The 15,360-nt window shown below is 50.3% G+C and carries 17 protein-coding genes; all 17 read left to right on the top strand.

Annotated elements, in window-relative coordinates; all coding sequences use genetic code 11:
- The first annotated feature begins 60 nt into the window (after positions 1–60).
- The 17 genes from LPA26_RS11365 to LPA26_RS11285 all read left to right on the top strand — a co-directional run bounded on the left by LPA26_RS11365 (position 61) and on the right by LPA26_RS11285 (position 15,320).
- The gene (locus LPA26_RS11365) at positions 61–1,779 is read left to right on the top strand and encodes a GspE/PulE family protein (protein ID WP_229008434.1); all 1,719 of its coding nucleotides are present in this window, start codon (positions 61–63) and stop codon (positions 1,777–1,779) included.
- Positions 1,760–2,662 (top strand): hypothetical protein, encoded by a 903-nt coding sequence (locus LPA26_RS11360; protein ID WP_229008433.1) that lies wholly within the window; start codon positions 1,760–1,762, stop codon positions 2,660–2,662. Before LPA26_RS11365 ends, LPA26_RS11360 begins: the two co-directional genes overlap by 20 nt.
- Positions 2,662–3,183, top strand: a complete 522-nt coding sequence (locus tag LPA26_RS11355; protein WP_229008432.1) for a hypothetical protein — start codon at positions 2,662–2,664, stop codon at positions 3,181–3,183. The genes LPA26_RS11360 and LPA26_RS11355 overlap by 1 nt, the downstream gene beginning before the upstream one ends.
- Positions 3,171–3,734 carry a hypothetical protein gene (locus LPA26_RS11350; protein ID WP_229008431.1) on the top strand — a complete coding sequence of 188 codons (564 nt, stop codon included), beginning with the start codon at positions 3,171–3,173 and terminating at the stop codon, positions 3,732–3,734. The genes LPA26_RS11355 and LPA26_RS11350 overlap by 13 nt, the downstream gene beginning before the upstream one ends.
- Positions 3,731–4,228 (top strand): hypothetical protein, encoded by a 498-nt coding sequence (locus LPA26_RS11345; RefSeq protein ID WP_229008430.1) that lies wholly within the window; start codon positions 3,731–3,733, stop codon positions 4,226–4,228. Before LPA26_RS11350 ends, LPA26_RS11345 begins: the two co-directional genes overlap by 4 nt.
- Before the next feature lie 65 nt (positions 4,229–4,293).
- Entirely contained in the window at positions 4,294–6,204 is a 1,911-nt protein-coding gene (locus LPA26_RS11340) for a type II and III secretion system protein (protein WP_229008429.1), read from the top strand.
- A gap of 16 nt (positions 6,205–6,220) precedes the next feature.
- Entirely contained in the window at positions 6,221–6,700 is a 480-nt protein-coding gene (locus LPA26_RS11335; protein WP_370634379.1) for a prepilin-type N-terminal cleavage/methylation domain-containing protein, read from the top strand.
- Between the two features lie 3 nt (positions 6,701–6,703).
- Positions 6,704–7,075, top strand: coding sequence for a type II secretion system protein (locus LPA26_RS11330; protein ID WP_229008427.1), 372 nt, complete (start codon positions 6,704–6,706; stop codon positions 7,073–7,075).
- On the top strand, positions 7,050–7,553 hold the full coding sequence (locus tag LPA26_RS11325; RefSeq protein ID WP_229008426.1) for a type II secretion system protein: 504 nt from the start codon (positions 7,050–7,052) through the stop codon (positions 7,551–7,553). Before LPA26_RS11330 ends, LPA26_RS11325 begins: the two co-directional genes overlap by 26 nt.
- A 250-nt stretch (positions 7,554–7,803) precedes the next feature.
- Complete coding sequence (locus LPA26_RS11320; RefSeq protein ID WP_156376541.1) at positions 7,804–8,442, top strand: MotA/TolQ/ExbB proton channel family protein; 639 nt, start codon at positions 7,804–7,806, stop codon at positions 8,440–8,442.
- A 3-nt stretch (positions 8,443–8,445) separates the two neighbouring features.
- Positions 8,446–8,868, top strand: a complete 423-nt coding sequence (locus tag LPA26_RS11315) for a biopolymer transporter ExbD (RefSeq protein ID WP_229008425.1) — start codon at positions 8,446–8,448, stop codon at positions 8,866–8,868.
- 1 nt (position 8,869) lies between these two features.
- Positions 8,870–9,679, top strand: a complete 810-nt coding sequence (locus tag LPA26_RS11310; protein WP_229008424.1) for a TonB family protein — start codon at positions 8,870–8,872, stop codon at positions 9,677–9,679.
- Between the two features lie 616 nt (positions 9,680–10,295).
- Positions 10,296–10,754, top strand: a complete 459-nt coding sequence (locus LPA26_RS11305; RefSeq protein ID WP_082488039.1) for a DUF2244 domain-containing protein — start codon at positions 10,296–10,298, stop codon at positions 10,752–10,754.
- Between the two features lie 25 nt (positions 10,755–10,779).
- Complete coding sequence (coxB, locus tag LPA26_RS11300; RefSeq protein ID WP_055870205.1) at positions 10,780–11,946, top strand: cytochrome c oxidase subunit II; 1,167 nt, start codon at positions 10,780–10,782, stop codon at positions 11,944–11,946.
- A gap of 27 nt (positions 11,947–11,973) precedes the next feature.
- On the top strand, positions 11,974–13,566 hold the full coding sequence (gene ctaD, locus LPA26_RS11295; protein WP_055827726.1) for a cytochrome c oxidase subunit I: 1,593 nt from the start codon (positions 11,974–11,976) through the stop codon (positions 13,564–13,566).
- A gap of 232 nt (positions 13,567–13,798) precedes the next feature.
- The gene (locus LPA26_RS11290; protein ID WP_055870208.1) at positions 13,799–14,332 is read left to right on the top strand and encodes a cytochrome c oxidase assembly protein; all 534 of its coding nucleotides are present in this window, start codon (positions 13,799–13,801) and stop codon (positions 14,330–14,332) included.
- A 55-nt stretch (positions 14,333–14,387) separates the two neighbouring features.
- Positions 14,388–15,320, top strand: coding sequence for a cytochrome c oxidase subunit 3 (locus LPA26_RS11285; RefSeq protein ID WP_055827720.1), 933 nt, complete (start codon positions 14,388–14,390; stop codon positions 15,318–15,320).
- The last annotated feature ends 40 nt before the right edge of the window (positions 15,321–15,360 follow it).

Raw genomic sequence — 15,360 nt, 5'->3', positions numbered from 1 at the left:
GTCTCTCCTGATTCAAAGGTGCCATCGATTGAGGCTAGCCAACACCAAAGGAGCTATTGAATGAATATGCAGGATTTACCTTTGGCCGGAACAGAGGCGCAGCCGCTTTCAGCCGAGAGGTTGTCTGAAGCCAGGACGCTGGCTGCGCAGAGCGGGCGCCCTGTGATCGAGGTGCTGGAAGAGTTGGCTGAATTACTGCCTGATGCGTTTGTGCAGGCCCTCGCGCGCTTGATGCATTACCCGCCAGTGAGCGCACTTGACCTGAATGCCATGCAGCCCTTGTTTGACCGCTTGAGTTTTAACGAGGCGGTTGCCTTGCAGGCAGTGTTGATGCGCGATCAACGTCAGGATGACAATGAAGTCCAGCAGGTCAAGCTGGTGATTGCAGATCCTTTTGATCACAGCTTGCAACTGCGTTTGCAGAATAGTGTGCGCTTACCAGTGCAATGGTGTTTGGCACATCGCAATGATATCGCTACCTGTTTGCAGTTTCACGAATCTCAGATGCGTGCATTGGACCAGATGCATAACGAAGATGGGCTGGCTAACGAAGACGAGGTGCCGGTTGAACAGCTTTCTCTCAAATCCATCAGCGAAGATAGCAGCCCGGTGGTGCGTTTTGTGCGCTCCACTTTATATGATGCTTTAAAGGCAGGTGCCAGCGATATTCACCTGGAATCCACCGTACATGGCTTGCGCGTGAAATACCGGATTGATGGCGTGCTGAATGAAGTCGGCGGCCTGAGTGGTGTGATGCAGGCAGAGCAGGCGATCTCCAGGATCAAAGTGATGTCGGAACTGGATATTGCCGAGCGCCGAATCCCGCAGGATGGCCGTTGTAAAGTGCATGCGCTGGGGCGCGAAATCGATCTGCGGGTATCCATCATGCCGAGCGTGATTGGCGAAGATGCAGTGTTAAGGGTGCTGGACCGCAAAGCGCTGAGTGAAGCGCAGGGCATCAGCCTGGAAGTACTCGGGTTTGCACCTGCCATGCTCAGCCAGATACGCACACAGGCAGAAGCCCCTTATGGCATGTTCCTGGTGACCGGTCCCACCGGTAGCGGGAAAACCACCACTTTATACGGCATGATTTCCGAGATTAATACCGGCCAGGACAAGATAGTCACCATTGAAGACCCGGTGGAATATCAACTGCCAGGCGTATTGCAGATTCCGGTCAACGAGAAAAAAGGACTCACCTTTGCGCGTGGCCTGCGCTCAATTTTGCGCCATGACCCGGACAAGATTATGGTCGGTGAAATCCGCGATGGCGAGACCGCGCAAATTGCCGTGCAGTCGGCTCTGACCGGGCATCTGGTGCTCACGACCGTGCATGCCAATAACGTGTTTGACGTGATCGGCCGTTTTACCAATATGGGGGTAGATGCCTACAGTTTTGTGTCGGCAGTGAACGTTATTCTTGCGCAGCGCCTGATACGGGTGATCTGCCCGTTTTGCAAAGTAGATGATCAGCCGGATCAGGAATTGCTATCAAAGTCCGGCCTGGATGCAAAGGCTAGTACTCACTACGAATTTAAAAAAGGCCAGGGCTGCGGCCAATGCCATGGCACTGGCTATAAAGGGCGTAAAGGCATTGCGGAATTGCTGTTGTTTGATGATGGTATGCGCGAGTTGATCGTGGCGAAAGCACCCATCAGCCAGATCAAGGCACTGGCGGCCAAATCCGGCACCCGTTCCATGCGTGAAGCTGGCATGGCTTTGGTACAGGCTGGCGAAACCACCCTGCAGGAGATTAACCGTGTTACAGCATTATCCTGACCCCGGTTCCGATTGCCGATACGCTGATAGCTGCCGCTGGTGGCAGGCAATTACAGCGCCAGAGTTGCGGATTGTCGTGACTTTTGATGCGCTGGAACTGTTCACGTTTGAACGTCAATGGTGGTCGGGCAGGCCGCGCGTTTTAATCAGCCATCAGCAGTTTCCTCTGCCGGGACAACCTCAGGATACATTACCGCCGGAGGCTTTATGGCAAACCCTACGCGACAACCTTGCACCGTTTAAAGGGCAACGCTGGCATGTGGTGATTGTGCTTTCCAACCAGTTTACGCGCTGGCTGGTGCTGCCGTGGCAAGCCGAAATTCGCAGCGAGGCTGAAAAACAAGCTTATTACAGCCATGGCCTGCAGCAGGCATTTGGCCTGGAAATGCAGGGTTGGCAACTGCGCTCACAGGCAGGCGGTTATGGGCAGAATACATTAGTCAATGCGGTGCCTCCGGGACTTACGGAACAGTTAGAGACAGTGTTTGCCGAATTCAATTTGACGCCGGGCGTGATTGCACCGGCGTGGATGCTGTCTGCTAACCAGGCGCTACATACAATACGTCAGCAAAAGCTTGCTGAGGATGGTTGGTTCATCAGTCGCGAATCCAACAGCCTGACGATCGGCTGCCTGATGCAGGGGGAATGGCAACAGATAAGTTACTTGCCGGTGGATGCGCATTGGCGCGAAAGCCTGAGCCAGTTTTTGCTGCGCGAACAGGTGATTCATTCCGAACGCGCTGCGCTGCCGGTATTTTTATCCCAGGCACAACTAAGCGGCGTCACCGCCAAATCCCTGGCGCCATTTTCACTGATTGATGTTGCGCCAGTGCATTGGTTAGGTGAAGCTTTTCACCAGCAATTACGCAGGAGGTTGGTGTAATGCGGCGGCTGGTATTGAATCATGCGCACGGCAAGGCGCCTGGGCCAGGCCCACTCTTGCTTGGGCTGGGGTTGCTAGCGCTGTCAGGCCTGCTATTGGCTTTCTACATCCGGCTGGCCGATGAGAATGCTGCTCTGAAGCTTGCGTTGGCAGCGCGTCAGGCCGTTACGTCGCCAGTGGCAAAAACTATAACCGCGCAATCTTTAGCCACTCATCAGGCGCTCGCCGCAGAATTGGCCGAAGCTCAACTGAACATCCAGACACCATGGATTCCGCTGTTGAATACACTGGAAAAAGTACAGCAGCCGCAGCTGTACTGGATGCAGTTGGCACCGGATGCCAAGCGAAAACATATACGCATGACGGTGCTGGCACCGCATCGTCAGCAAGGCTGGGCGCTGGTCGAGCGTCTCAAGCGGCAGGCAGGCCTGGCTGATGTCAAATTGAATGCCAGTGAATCAACCGATGTGAACGGATTAATCATGACAACCTTGCACCTGGAGGCGGGATGGCAGTTTTGAACCATCCTGTACAACGCCTGCTTTTCCACTGGCAGCAAGGTCCCTTGGGTCACCGCTGGGTCACGGCTTTGCTGGTCGTGGTGTTGATATTTTCCGCGCTGATCGCGCATGCATTTTTCAGGCAACACCAGCTTCAAAAAGCGCTGCAACAACTGCCTGTAGCTTCAATACCGGCCAATGTGCCTGCAACCTCTGCAACCGCTAATGCATTGTCAACGGCTGCCCAGTCGCTGCAGCGGTGGCCATCAGAAGATGAAGCTGAACGTATCAGCGGCGAGATCCTGGCCCAGGCGGATGCCATGGGCATGATTTTCGAGCGGGCTGAGTTTCAATCCCTGCCGATTGAACATTCCAGCTTGCAGATACAGCGTATCAAACTGCCGCTGAAAGGCGATTATCCACAAGTGCGGCACTTCCTGAGCAATGTATTACAGACTTACCCCAGCCTGGCGTTGAGCCAATTCAAACTGCAGCGTAGTGATGTGATGCAAAGCGGGATAGAAGCTTATGTTGAATTCAGTTTGTATACCCGCAAGCGGAGACCGGAATGATGCGGCGGTGGTTAATGCTGGGCGCGCTGGGACTCACCTTGCTGGCTTGCTGGTGGGTAGAACAGGCTGAACAGCCTGCAGATACAGTAACTGCCGCCTCTCCGCGCGTGCAACGTCGCCTGCCTTTGGCGCAAGTGATGCCGGTGCTGCTCGCTGATGACCCTGCGATCGTGCCACCTGATGTGGTGGTTGCCGATGATGCGAGCGGAGTGAATTTATTCAGTGCAATGGTGATGCCGGCTGCGGATACGGCCGTGGAAGCCGTTTCGGTACCGGTGAGCCCGTATACCTATGCCGGCCGTTTGCAGGAAGATGGGCGCTGGACGGTGTTTTTGACCGACGGCCAGCAACAGTATGTTTTACATGAAGGCGACCATTTTGCCGAAGGCTGGAAAGTGGCAATTCTCGATCAACAGAAAGTCATTTTGCAACATGCGGCTGAGCGTTTCGAGATCAGGCTGGATGATAAGGTGGATAACGGGGTGGTGTTTTGAATAAGCAAATAAAAAGCAAAAAAAATCTTTGGCAACGGGTTTTTGCAACGAGCAGGCCTTTCCTGTTGTTGAGTCCCGTGCTGTTGGTCAGTTGTAGCAATGTATTCCCCACCGCTACACCCGGCGATGCCACCCTCGAGCAAGCGCGCATTTATGCCGCGCGTGGCCAGGATGATGAAGCGATCAAATTATTACAACCGCTGGTAGAGGCGAATCCGCGACAGCCGCAGTACAAGAACTGGCTGGCTTTGTTGCAAGAGAAAAAGCTGCAAAAACAGCTGCAACAGGCCGACAGTTTGCTGGATGCACAACAGTACGAAGCGGCCTCTGTGATCTACCAGCAGGTGTTGCAGGTTTCACCCACCAATCGTGCTGCCAGCGATGGTTTGCATAAGGTGGCAGTGATGCAAAAACATGCGGCACAAATAGAATTGGTCAAAACCGCCATTGCGGCAGAAGATTTTGCCGGCGGTGAATTCTTGTTACGTAATGTGCTGGCCGAGCAGCCTGCGCATGTGGAAGGCCGCAAACTGTTCGAGCAACTGGAACAGAAAAAAAGTGAGCGTGTCGGTGTCGTGCGGCCTGTGCAATCGTCGCTGAAAAAGAAAGTGACGCTGGAACTGAAAAATACGCCGATTAAAAATGCATTCGAGTACCTGGGTAAAGCCGGGAACCTGAATTTTTCGTTTGACCAGGAGTTAAACGAAGGGATACGTGTCAGCGTATTTTTGCGCGATACGCCGATCGAACAGGCGCTGGACGTCATCCTTAGCAGTCACCAGCTAGGCAAGAAAGTACTCAATGACAACACCCTGCTGATTTACCCGATTTCACGCGCAGCGCAATATGAGGAGCTGTTTGTGCGCAGTTTCTATTTGACGCATATGGATGCCAAGCGTGCACTGAATATGATGAAAACCGTATTGCGGGCCAGCGATATCTATATCGATGAAAAACTCAATACACTGGTGATCCGCGACACCATGGACAGGATCAAGGTCGCCGAGAAACTGATTTCCTCTCAGGACCTCAATGAGCCGGAAGTGATGCTAGAAGTGGAAGTGATGGAAATCAACCGTCGCAACCTGGAGAATCTGGGCATACAGTACCCTAGCCAGATCGGTGTTGGCGTACAGGGCAATGCGCGTGGGAATGGCGGCACCCAGCCACAAGGCGGCGAACTGACGCTGTCAGAGTTGCGTAACTTTAACGGCAACCTTGGTGTATTTACCATCAGTGATCCCGCTATTGTGTTAAACCTGCTGCATCAGGATACCGACACCAACCTGCTGGCCAGCCCCAAGATACGTGTGAAAAACCGTGATCGCGCCAAGATTCATGTCGGCGATAAAATACCGGTATTGACCAGTGTCGCCAGCGCCCAGGGCTTTGTCAGCCAGAATGTGAACTACATCGAGGTGGGTATCAAACTCGACGTAGAGCCGGTGATCCAGATGCAGGACCAGGTCAGTATCAAGGTCGCCATGGAAGTCAGCAACATTACCGACCAGGTCACGACCAGTACCGGCGTGCTTGCGTATACCATCGGTAGCCGCAACGCCAATACCACCTTGCAGTTACGTAATAACGAAACGCAGATCCTGGCAGGGCTGTTCCGCGATGATGAGCAGAAAACACAACGCCGGGTGCCAGGCCTTGGTAACCTGCCGTTTATAGGCAAGCTGTTCAGCAACAGCAACCAGGACAAGCGCAAAAATGAAATCGTGCTACTGATTACGCCGCGCATTATGCATAACATCAGCCCTGCCAATGCGGTGTATAGCCTGATTCCGTCCGGGGTGGCGGCGACTGCCAATCCGGTGGGTGCAGGTGGTGCCCGTACGGTGCAAGCGGCAGAGCCTGTCACACCACAAGCAGTGACGCCGCAATCCACGCAAAGCAGTAATGCCCGCAGTGATGGCGGCTTTGGTGCACAAATTATGAATAGCACTGATACTGGCACTGTGCAGCCATAAGCGTGTGCAAAGCATGATGATGTTGGTGCCACATCGCAGAAATGGATTTACGCTGGTGGAATTGCTGGTCACGCTGGCGCTGCTTGCGTTGCTGGTGACCTCCGCCAGCCCTGTGGTGCAGTTGAACAGCAAACGCGAAAAAGAGCGCGAGCTTAAGCGCGCATTATGGCAAATCCGTGATGCGCTAGATGCTTATAAAGATGCGGTGGATCAAGGGTTGATCAAGAAAACTGCCGATGGCAGTGGCTATCCGCCAAACCTGAGAATCTTGGTCAGCGGAGTGGAAAATGCACAGGATCCGAAAAAGAAAAAGCTGTTTTTCCTTCGGCGGATTCCGCGTGATCCATTTGCCGCGGATGTAACGCTCAGTAATATGCAGACCTGGCGCATACGTGCATATGACGGCGAATTAGATGAAATGGCCAAGGATGTATACGACGTTTCATCCCGCTCCGGTGCGCTTGGCATCAACCAGCAACCTTATAGTGAGTGGTAGCAGATGAAACGCGGATTTACCCTGATTGAAATGCTGGTGGTACTGGCTATCCTGGCGATGTTGCTGACCATCGTCTCACCAAAATTCATGCATATGTTACAGCGGTCTAAAGAGACCACGTTGCGTCATGATTTGCTGACCATGCGGGATGCCATCGACAAATTCTACAGCGATAAAAACCGTTATCCGGAGGTACTCGAAGAGCTGGTTGAGCGGCAATACCTGAAAGCGATTCCGCCTGACCCGATGACAGAGCGCAGTGATACCTGGGTCATCACTTTACCGCCGAATATAGACGAGCAGGGCAGCGTATTTGATGTGCATAGCGGATCCAACCAGGTTTCCGGTGATGGTACGCCTTATGCCGATTGGTAAGCGCCAACGCTCAGGTTTCGTGCTGATCGGCATGTTTATGCTGGTGATGCTGAGCGGGCTGGTGATGGCCCAAGCCGCCATGCGCTGGCAAACACAAGTCTTGCGCGAAAGAGAACAGGAGTTGATCCACGTGGGGCTGGCATACAGAGATGCCATTGGCCGCTATTACAACCAGACGCCGGGTGTAGTGAAAACTTTTCCGCGTACGTTTGAGGCCTTGCTCAGCGATGAACGCTTTCCGACGCCACGTCGGCATTTGCGAAAACCCTATCTGGACCCGATCACCCAGCGCGAAGGCTGGGGCATTGTCGAGGCGCCGAGTGGCGGCATCATGGGCATTTACAGTCTGTCGGATAAACCGCCGTTTAAAATCAAAGGCTACCGTGGAGAGCTACAGCACCTGAACAACAAGCGTTATTACGGTGAATGGTATTTTGTCTATGTGCCGCCAACTATTTCCGGCAGAAACCCGCTATAAATCTTTAATGATTACTTTAATCTAAGTTTCCCCCAAGACTTTAAAAGTCAGTTAATGCGTAAAAATATGACATGAATATATTATTTCCCAGCTAAAATGTAAAAATAAGTTAAAAACATGAGGTTTTTTCCGCTCCCAGCGATGTATATATGTAGGGACGTGAAGAGGAAATATTCCCGATGTTGGTGGGGGTTTTTTCCTGACATGTTGTTTTATGTTGATGCATTGATTTTTCTTGGGGAGTGTTTTCGTGGACCTGGTACCTGACATCGTAGATTTAGTGCTGTATTTGCTGGGCGTGCTCTCGGTGGTGGTGTGGGCCATCATCATTATCAAAAGCTGGGCCTGGTACAAATCCCAAAGTGAATCCACGGATTTCCTCTCCGAATGGCAACAGATGCGCAGCATCTATGAATTACCTAAATTGATATCGCAAAGCGAAAGCAGCTTTGCCCGGCTGTGTAATGCCGGCATGAATGCAATGAATGAAGTCATGGCCAATTCAGTGTTACGCCGCAATGAACGCCAGGAAGTGATCCTGCTCTCGCTCAAGCAACAAGCCTACCTCGAACATAAGCGCATGGATGGTGGTGTTGCGGTACTGGCCAGCATCGGCTCGACTGCGCCCTTCATAGGTTTGTTCGGCACCGTCTGGGGCATCATGAACGCCCTCAAGACCATCACTGCCACCGGCTCTGCCGGACTGGATGTGGTTGCCGGCCCCATCGGCGAAGCGCTGATCGCCACCGCGATTGGCATTGCGACTGCTGTACCAGCAGTACTCGCCTACAACTACTTTATGCGCAGGCAAAAAGTACACCGTGCCGATATGGAACAAGTCGCCAGCCGCTTCCAGTCTTTACTCACCCAGTCCGGTGTAGAAGGCTAAGTCATGGCAATCCTTGGCGATGCAGAACAGGAGGACCTGGTAAGCGAGATCAACGTCACGCCACTGGTGGATGTGATGCTGGTATTACTGACCGTGTTTATCGTTACTGCACCCTTACTGATGAACGCAGTGAAAGTAAAGCTACCGAAAGCCAGTGCTGAAGTCGCCATTACCGTACCCAAGACCGCGCATATCAGCATTACCGATGCGGGTGATGTCTTCCTCGACCAGCAGAAACTGGCATTGGAAACCCTGACCAGCAACCTGGGCACGCTAAAAGCGCAACAAGACCCGGCTGTTGAGATCTATGCGGATGAGCATGCCGAATATGGCATTGTCGCCAAAGTGCTGGCGGCGATACAGCGTGCCGGTATCAGCAAGTTCAGTTTTGTGATGTCACCGGATTCTGCAAAGAAAAGTAGCTAGCATGACGGCCCTGGTATACATGGATGATGATAGTCAGGCCAAGGTTTGGCGGGCAGTTATCCTGTCACTGAGTCTGCATGCGCTAGTCATCGCGATTTATCCCACATTAAAGCATATTGAATTACCCAGGATTCCGGATCGGCTGGAAATCGAATTCTTCACCATGAAAATGCCGGCTTCCAAGCCTAGTGAGCAGCAGGTTGCGCCAGCAGTGGTTGCTTCGGTTCCGCCTGAGCCACAAAAAACGCCGACGACTGTCAAGCCGCAAACAGCATCGCCAGTCGAAAACCAAAAATCGGTTATCGCGGCACCTGCCAGCAATGATGCGAGTTACCAGGTACCTGAGCAGGCTTTACCTGCACGAGCAGAGCCGGCGCCCACGTTGAGTCCGCCAGCATCAGTGAGTACAAGTGATGCTCCCAGCCATGTACCTGCTGAGTCACCTGCGAAGGAATCGCGTGCTGCACCCGCAGTCAGTGCACCAGTCAGCAGTGAGTCGGATGAGTTAACACCCAGTGACAATGATGCCTGGGGTGATTACGGCGATCAGTTGCGCTCGCTGGTGAACAAGAGCAAACAGTATCCAACAATCGCGATACGCAGGCATCTCGAGGGTGAAGTGACTATCCTGGCGCAGTTTGTGCGCGGGGAACTGGTGCAAGTATCGCTGGCGGATAGTAGCAAGCATGCGCCACTGGATGACGAAGCATTGCGTATGGTGAAAAAAGCCATCGGCCAGCTAGGTGTGAAAGATAGCCTCAGGAAGAAGACTTTTAAGATCACTATCCCAGTGTCTTTTAAATTGGAATAAAAACAATGACAACAGTGTCATGCGGCAGGATTATCGGAAAGGCTATCCCTCACTTTCATTAACGATAGTTCTGCTCTCCAACCCCTGTGCTTGCCATATCCTCCGGTAAGTACAGGGGATTTTTTTGTACAAAATAAATACGATCAATAATTCGCTATTCATCTTTTTTATATTCGCAGATCTCTTTATGAGATGTTTTATGTAACTGTTTGCTGGAGTTGTAACGCTAGCAAACATATTTACATGGTCCAGATCTGCGCATCAGGATGTGACCGCAGTTTTATATTAAGATTTTCTATGAAATTATCTCGCCAGATTGATTATATTTTGTATATTTAGCTATGGTGAATGTCATTGAAAAGCTACGTTGAATAAATGAAATATTCATGACACATCTCATTGATTTATTTTAATTTTTCAGGCCTCCCTACTGGCTCGCAAGCCTTTGTTTACGTCATCCCTTAATTTAGCCTTGTTCATAAAAAACTGCATTTAAATCCTCAGCAAAATTCTTTTTTCTTGTCACTGAGGTCGTCTTATGCTACCGTTCAACGTGTAACAAATTTGTAACTAAACGTAATTTAGTTGCTACAGATTCAGTTCTGGGTTGGCAAACATGTTATCCATATACGAAACGCAATGCATTGCAAAGCCAAACGCTTCCGCTTCCGCTGAAAGTGTCTGCAGATTGTTGCTGAGTTTGGGCATTTTGACTGGACTGATCGCCCTGGCTTTTGTGCATATCGGTGCCTGGATGGTATTGCCATTTGCTGGTTTGGAATTAGTGTTAGTGGTTCTGGCTTTTGTGTGGGTGTTAAAGCACAGTGATGATTACGAAAAAATCACAATCGTCGAGGATCATGTTGAAATTGAGCAAAGTGTCTTAGGCAAAATAAAACACGTCCGCTTTCAACGCTATTGGACCCGGATAACGCTCAGGGAAAGTGAGAATGGCAAAACATCACTTTGGATCGGGTCCCGTAATCAAGAAGTTGAGTTTGGTCGCGACACCATGAACAACGCGCAACGCGCTGAACTGGTATCGCATCTGAAACGAACACTTCTAAAAAACTAAATAACTAGATTTTGGAGCAGATTAGATGCAAGGAATGAAGAAGCTTGGGGCTAGTGCGTTTGCACTGTTTTATTCATTAAGCGCACGCGCTGACTACACTTTCAATTTCCCAGACCCGGTCACACCGATGGCGCTGGATACACTGCATGTACACAATAAATTCATGCTGATTACCGCCGTGATTTTTGTGGTGGTACTGGCAATCATGATTTATTCCATCGTCAAACATCGTCACGATAAGGGTTACAAAGCCGTTGTTGATAAACCACCATCTACCACGATGGAGATTTTCTGGACGCTGATCCCGTTTGCGATTCTGCTGTTGATTGACTTTGTGATCATGGGTATTCCGGCTTATCACAGTGTGGTGATGATGGAGGATACGCGTGACCAGTCCACCATGGTCATCAAAATCACAGGTTCACAATGGCGCTGGCAATATGAGTATCTCGATGGCGATGCTCAGGGAATCAAGTTCGTCAGCAACCTGGCGACTTCTGACGGCCAGCTGCATAACAAGGAAGATAAAGGCGAAAACTATCTGCTCGAAGTGGACAATCCGCTGGTGCTGCCTGTGGGTGAAAAAGTCCGTATTCTGATGACTGCTTCTGACGTGTTGCACAACTGGTGGGTGCCGCAATTCGGTTCTTCACGTGTGGCCGTTCCTGGGTTTATTCGTGAAACATGGGTACAGGTCGAAAAAGCCGGTGTCTATCGTGGTCAATGTAAAGAGCTATGCGGCAAGGGCCATGGCTACATGCCTGTTGTCGTCAATGCAGTCTCCAAAGAAGAGTTTGCTGCCTGGGCTGGTAAAAAACAGGCGGAGCAAAAAGCCGCTGGTGATGTCAAAGAGTTAACCAAAGAAGAGTTGCTGGCACAAGGTAAAACTGTTTACGAGAAAAACTGTGCGGTTTGCCACCAGGTGAGTGGTGCAGGTTTGCCACCAGCCTTCCCGGCGTTGACAGGCAGTAAGATTGCGACAGGCCCGATTTTCGGTGCCGATGGTAAATACCAAAAAGACAGTCATCTGGATCGCGTACTGAACGGCAAAGGAGTTATGCCTGCATGGAAAGCGACCCTGAATGACACTGAAATTGCTGCTGTGATTACTTATGAGCGTAATGCCCTGGGTAATACAGCGTCGGTGGATGCCCTGGTGCAGCCACCACAAGTCAAAGCAGCACGCGAATAACTTTGTAAGATTTTTAGGAGAGCAACGATGAGTACCACCTCCGTAGCACATCACGACGAGCATGAGGAACATCCAACCGGCATTATGCGTTGGTTGACGACCACCAACCATAAAGATATCGGTACCATGTACCTGACATTTTCACTGGTCATGTTTCTGGTCGGTGGCTGTATGATTCTTGGCATCCGTGCCGAGCTGTTCAAGCCGGGTTTGCAATTGATGAATCCGGAATTCTTTAACCAGCTGATTGGCGTGCATGCGCTGATCATGATTTTCGCGGCGCTGATGCCTGCTGCTACCGGCTTCGCCAACTGGATGTTGCCGTTACAACTGGGCGCGCCGGATATGGCATTGCCGCGGTTAAATAACTGGGGTTTCTGGATTCTGCCACCTTCAGCCATCTTGCTGACACTGCCATTTACCTTGGCATTATTCGGTATTGGTGATGGCGCATTGGCAACCGGCTGGACCTTCTACCCACCACTTTCGGTGCAAGGCGGTATCGGCGTAGACTTCGCCATTTTCGCGGTTCACTTACTGGGTATTTCTTCAGTTTTGGGTTCTATCAACATCATCGTCACCATTTTCAATATGCGTGCGCCAGGTATGACCCTGATGAAAATGCCATTGTTTGCATGGGGCTGGCTGATCACTGCTTTCCTGCTGATTGCGACGATTCCTGTATTGGCTGGTGCAGTCACCATGTTGCTGACAGACCGCCATTTCGGTACCCATTTCTTTGATGCTGCCGGTGGTGGTGACCCGATCATGTTCCAGCATTTATTCTGGTTCTTTGGTCACCCTGAAGTGTATATTTTGCTGTTGCCTGTTTGGGGTTTCATCCCACAAATTTTGCAGACATTCAGCCGTAAACCTATGTATGGCTATAAAGCACAAGTTTATTCATTGTGGTCTATCGGTGCTCTGTCTGTCGTTGTGTGGGCGCACCATTTCTTTACAGCTGGTATGCCAGTGCCCGCCTTGCTGTACTTTATGTATAGCACCATGGCGATTTCTCTGCCGCTTGCCGTTTTATTCTATTGCTGGATCCGCACCATGTGGAAAGGTGCAATGACGTTTGAAACGCCTATGCTGTTTAGCGTAGGCTGGATTATCCTGTTTGGTGTAGGTGGTTTGACTGGTCTGGTACTGGCCGATGTGGCAGCCGATGCGCAATACCACAATAGCTATTTTGTGGTTGCACACTTCCACTACACACTGTTTGCAGGTGGCATTATGGGCATCATGGCGGGCGTCTATTACTGGCTGCCAAAAATGACTGGCCATATGTATAACGAGAAGTTGGGTAAATTGCACTTCTGGTTAACGGCCATTTCATTCAATGTCACCTTTATTCCACAGTTCTTTGTCGGTCTGGCAGGTATGCCACGTCGTATCCCTGATTATGCACTGCAATTTGCGGAATTCAACATGATTTCTACCATTGGTGCGTTCGTCCTTGGTTTGTCACAATTGCTGCTGGTTTACAACATCATTAGTTGTGCCAGAGGCGGCCAAAAAGCGACAGACAAGGTATGGGAAGGCGCGATTGGTCTCGAGTGGACATTACCTTCTCCACCGCCATATCACAGTTTCACTGAGCAACCTGTAGTGAAATAAACATGTCGTGAAGTAATCGTTATCACCGGCCATCCATTTTAACTATGGATGGCTAGTGATAAACCTCATGCAGGCATGAAAGTGACAGGAAAAAGATTTTGAGCAAACCGAAGCAGAGTAACAATAAAAAGATTGCCTGGATTTTGGCTGGACTGGCAATCGCATGGTACGTAATCTCAATGTTCACCATGTGGAAATAGTTTTTGAAGATATCTAGTGTTGAACCCAGCTCATGGTGAACCAGGATAAATCAGAAGCCAACAAAAAGTTGGCATTCAAGTTGGCGTGGATTCTCGCAGGTGCGCTGGTATTTGCATTTGCACTGGTGCCTTTGTATGACGTGATTTGTTCTGTGACTGGCCTGAATGGCAAAACAAGCAATGTTGCGCAAACCGCGGCAAAGCAGAAAGTAGATTTATCGCGTGAAGTGACTGTGCAGTTCGTTTCTTCCGTGATGCCTGGGCTAGGTTGGAATTTTTATGCCAAACAAAGTAGCATCAAGGTCCATCCAGGCCAGGTAACCGTAGTGATGTTTGAAGCAAAGAATACAACGAGTGAAGTAGTTGCCGGGCAGGCTATTCCAAGTGTGACACCAGGTAAGGCGTCTGCTCACTTGAAAAAGATTGAGTGTTTTTGTTTTGTAAAACAATCGCTTAATCCCGGCCAGGTAAAACAGCTGCCGCTAAGGTTTTTTATTAGTACTGATCTACCGCCAGAAGTGAATGAGCTCACCTTATCCTACTCATTCTTTCCGGCAAGCAAATGATTCAAATTAATGATTGTGATTTAAATTATAAAAATCAAATGATTGGGAGTTAGGCATGGCAAGTCATTCAGATAACCATTATTTCGTACCACACGGCAGTATTTATCCTGCACTGATTTCTGTTGGTCTGCTATCTATGGCCAGCGGGTTTGTGTTTAATGTCACCGGCTCTGATCTCCGTGGTGATGGCTCACTTAAGAATCCTTCCCTGGATTTTCTGGCGACACCCGGCAAATACATGATGTATCTAGGCCTGGCGATCATTCTGTTCATGATGTTCAAATGGTTGAGCGACGTAGTCACTGAAAGCCTGACAGGCCAGTACAAAAAGTGGGAGGACAAATCTTTCCGTATTGGCATGATTGTGTTTATCTGCTCAGAGGTCGCTTTTTTTGCAGCATTCTTTGGCGCCTTGTTCTATATGCGGGTACTGTCAGTGCCTGACCTTGCTTCCTATGCGCCGGATATCACGCCCTACAAAGATTTCCTGAGTACCTGGCCGACACAAGGCCCGGGCGGGGTGGTGCTGGGTGAGACTTTCAAACCTAATCCAGACTTTCACCCGATGACCTGGAGTGGCTTGCCGTTAATCAACACGCTGCTTTTACTGAGCTCAGGCGCAACCATTACCTGGGCGCACTGGGGTTTGATTAAAAACAATCGCAAGCAACTGATTGTGGGGTTGGCATTAACAGTGGCTTTAGGTATTACTTTCCTGATCTGTCAGGCAGCTGAGTATCATCATGCCTACACTGAAATGGGTTTGACGCTGAAGTCAGGTGCTTATGGCGCAACCTTTTTCATGTTGACCGGCTTTCACGGTTTCCATGTGACGATTGGTACATTGATGCTGATTGTGATTTTACTGCGCAGTATGAAAGGTCACTTCACACCGGAACATCATTTTGGTTTTGAAGGCGTTGCCTGGTACTGGCACTTTGTGGATGTTGTGTGGTTGGGTTTGTATATTTTCGTCTACATGCTCTAGCATCAAAAAAGGGCGCCAGGAGCGCCCTTTTTAACAGTCG

Source organism: Methylophilus sp. Leaf408 (genome assembly GCF_916856905.1).
Taxonomy (GTDB): domain Bacteria; phylum Pseudomonadota; class Gammaproteobacteria; order Burkholderiales; family Methylophilaceae; genus Methylophilus.
Note: the sequence above shows the minus strand (reverse complement) of the source record. Positions and strands in the feature narration are given on the sequence as shown.

Bases quoted from the DNA above. Each gene is read 5' to 3' on its own strand.
- LPA26_RS11365 (WP_229008434.1), top strand. From the start codon at position 61: ATGAATATGCAGGATTTACCTTTGGCCGGAACAGAGGCGCAGCCGCTT.
- LPA26_RS11355 (WP_229008432.1), top strand. From the start codon at position 2,662: ATGCGGCGGCTGGTATTGAATCATGCGCACGGCAAGGCGCCTGGGCCA.
- LPA26_RS11350 (WP_229008431.1), top strand. From the start codon at position 3,171: ATGGCAGTTTTGAACCATCCTGTACAACGCCTGCTTTTCCACTGGCAG.
- LPA26_RS11345 (WP_229008430.1), top strand. From the start codon at position 3,731: ATGATGCGGCGGTGGTTAATGCTGGGCGCGCTGGGACTCACCTTGCTG.
- LPA26_RS11335 (WP_370634379.1), top strand. From the start codon at position 6,221: ATGATGTTGGTGCCACATCGCAGAAATGGATTTACGCTGGTGGAATTG.
- LPA26_RS11330 (WP_229008427.1), top strand. From the start codon at position 6,704: ATGAAACGCGGATTTACCCTGATTGAAATGCTGGTGGTACTGGCTATC.
- LPA26_RS11325 (WP_229008426.1), top strand. From the start codon at position 7,050: ATGGTACGCCTTATGCCGATTGGTAAGCGCCAACGCTCAGGTTTCGTG.
- LPA26_RS11315 (WP_229008425.1), top strand. From the start codon at position 8,446: ATGGCAATCCTTGGCGATGCAGAACAGGAGGACCTGGTAAGCGAGATC.
- LPA26_RS11310 (WP_229008424.1), top strand. From the start codon at position 8,870: ATGACGGCCCTGGTATACATGGATGATGATAGTCAGGCCAAGGTTTGG.
- LPA26_RS11305 (WP_082488039.1), top strand. From the start codon at position 10,296: ATGTTATCCATATACGAAACGCAATGCATTGCAAAGCCAAACGCTTCC.
- coxB (WP_055870205.1), top strand. From the start codon at position 10,780: ATGCAAGGAATGAAGAAGCTTGGGGCTAGTGCGTTTGCACTGTTTTAT.
- ctaD (WP_055827726.1), top strand. From the start codon at position 11,974: ATGAGTACCACCTCCGTAGCACATCACGACGAGCATGAGGAACATCCA.
- LPA26_RS11290 (WP_055870208.1), top strand. From the start codon at position 13,799: ATGGTGAACCAGGATAAATCAGAAGCCAACAAAAAGTTGGCATTCAAG.
- LPA26_RS11285 (WP_055827720.1), top strand. From the start codon at position 14,388: ATGGCAAGTCATTCAGATAACCATTATTTCGTACCACACGGCAGTATT.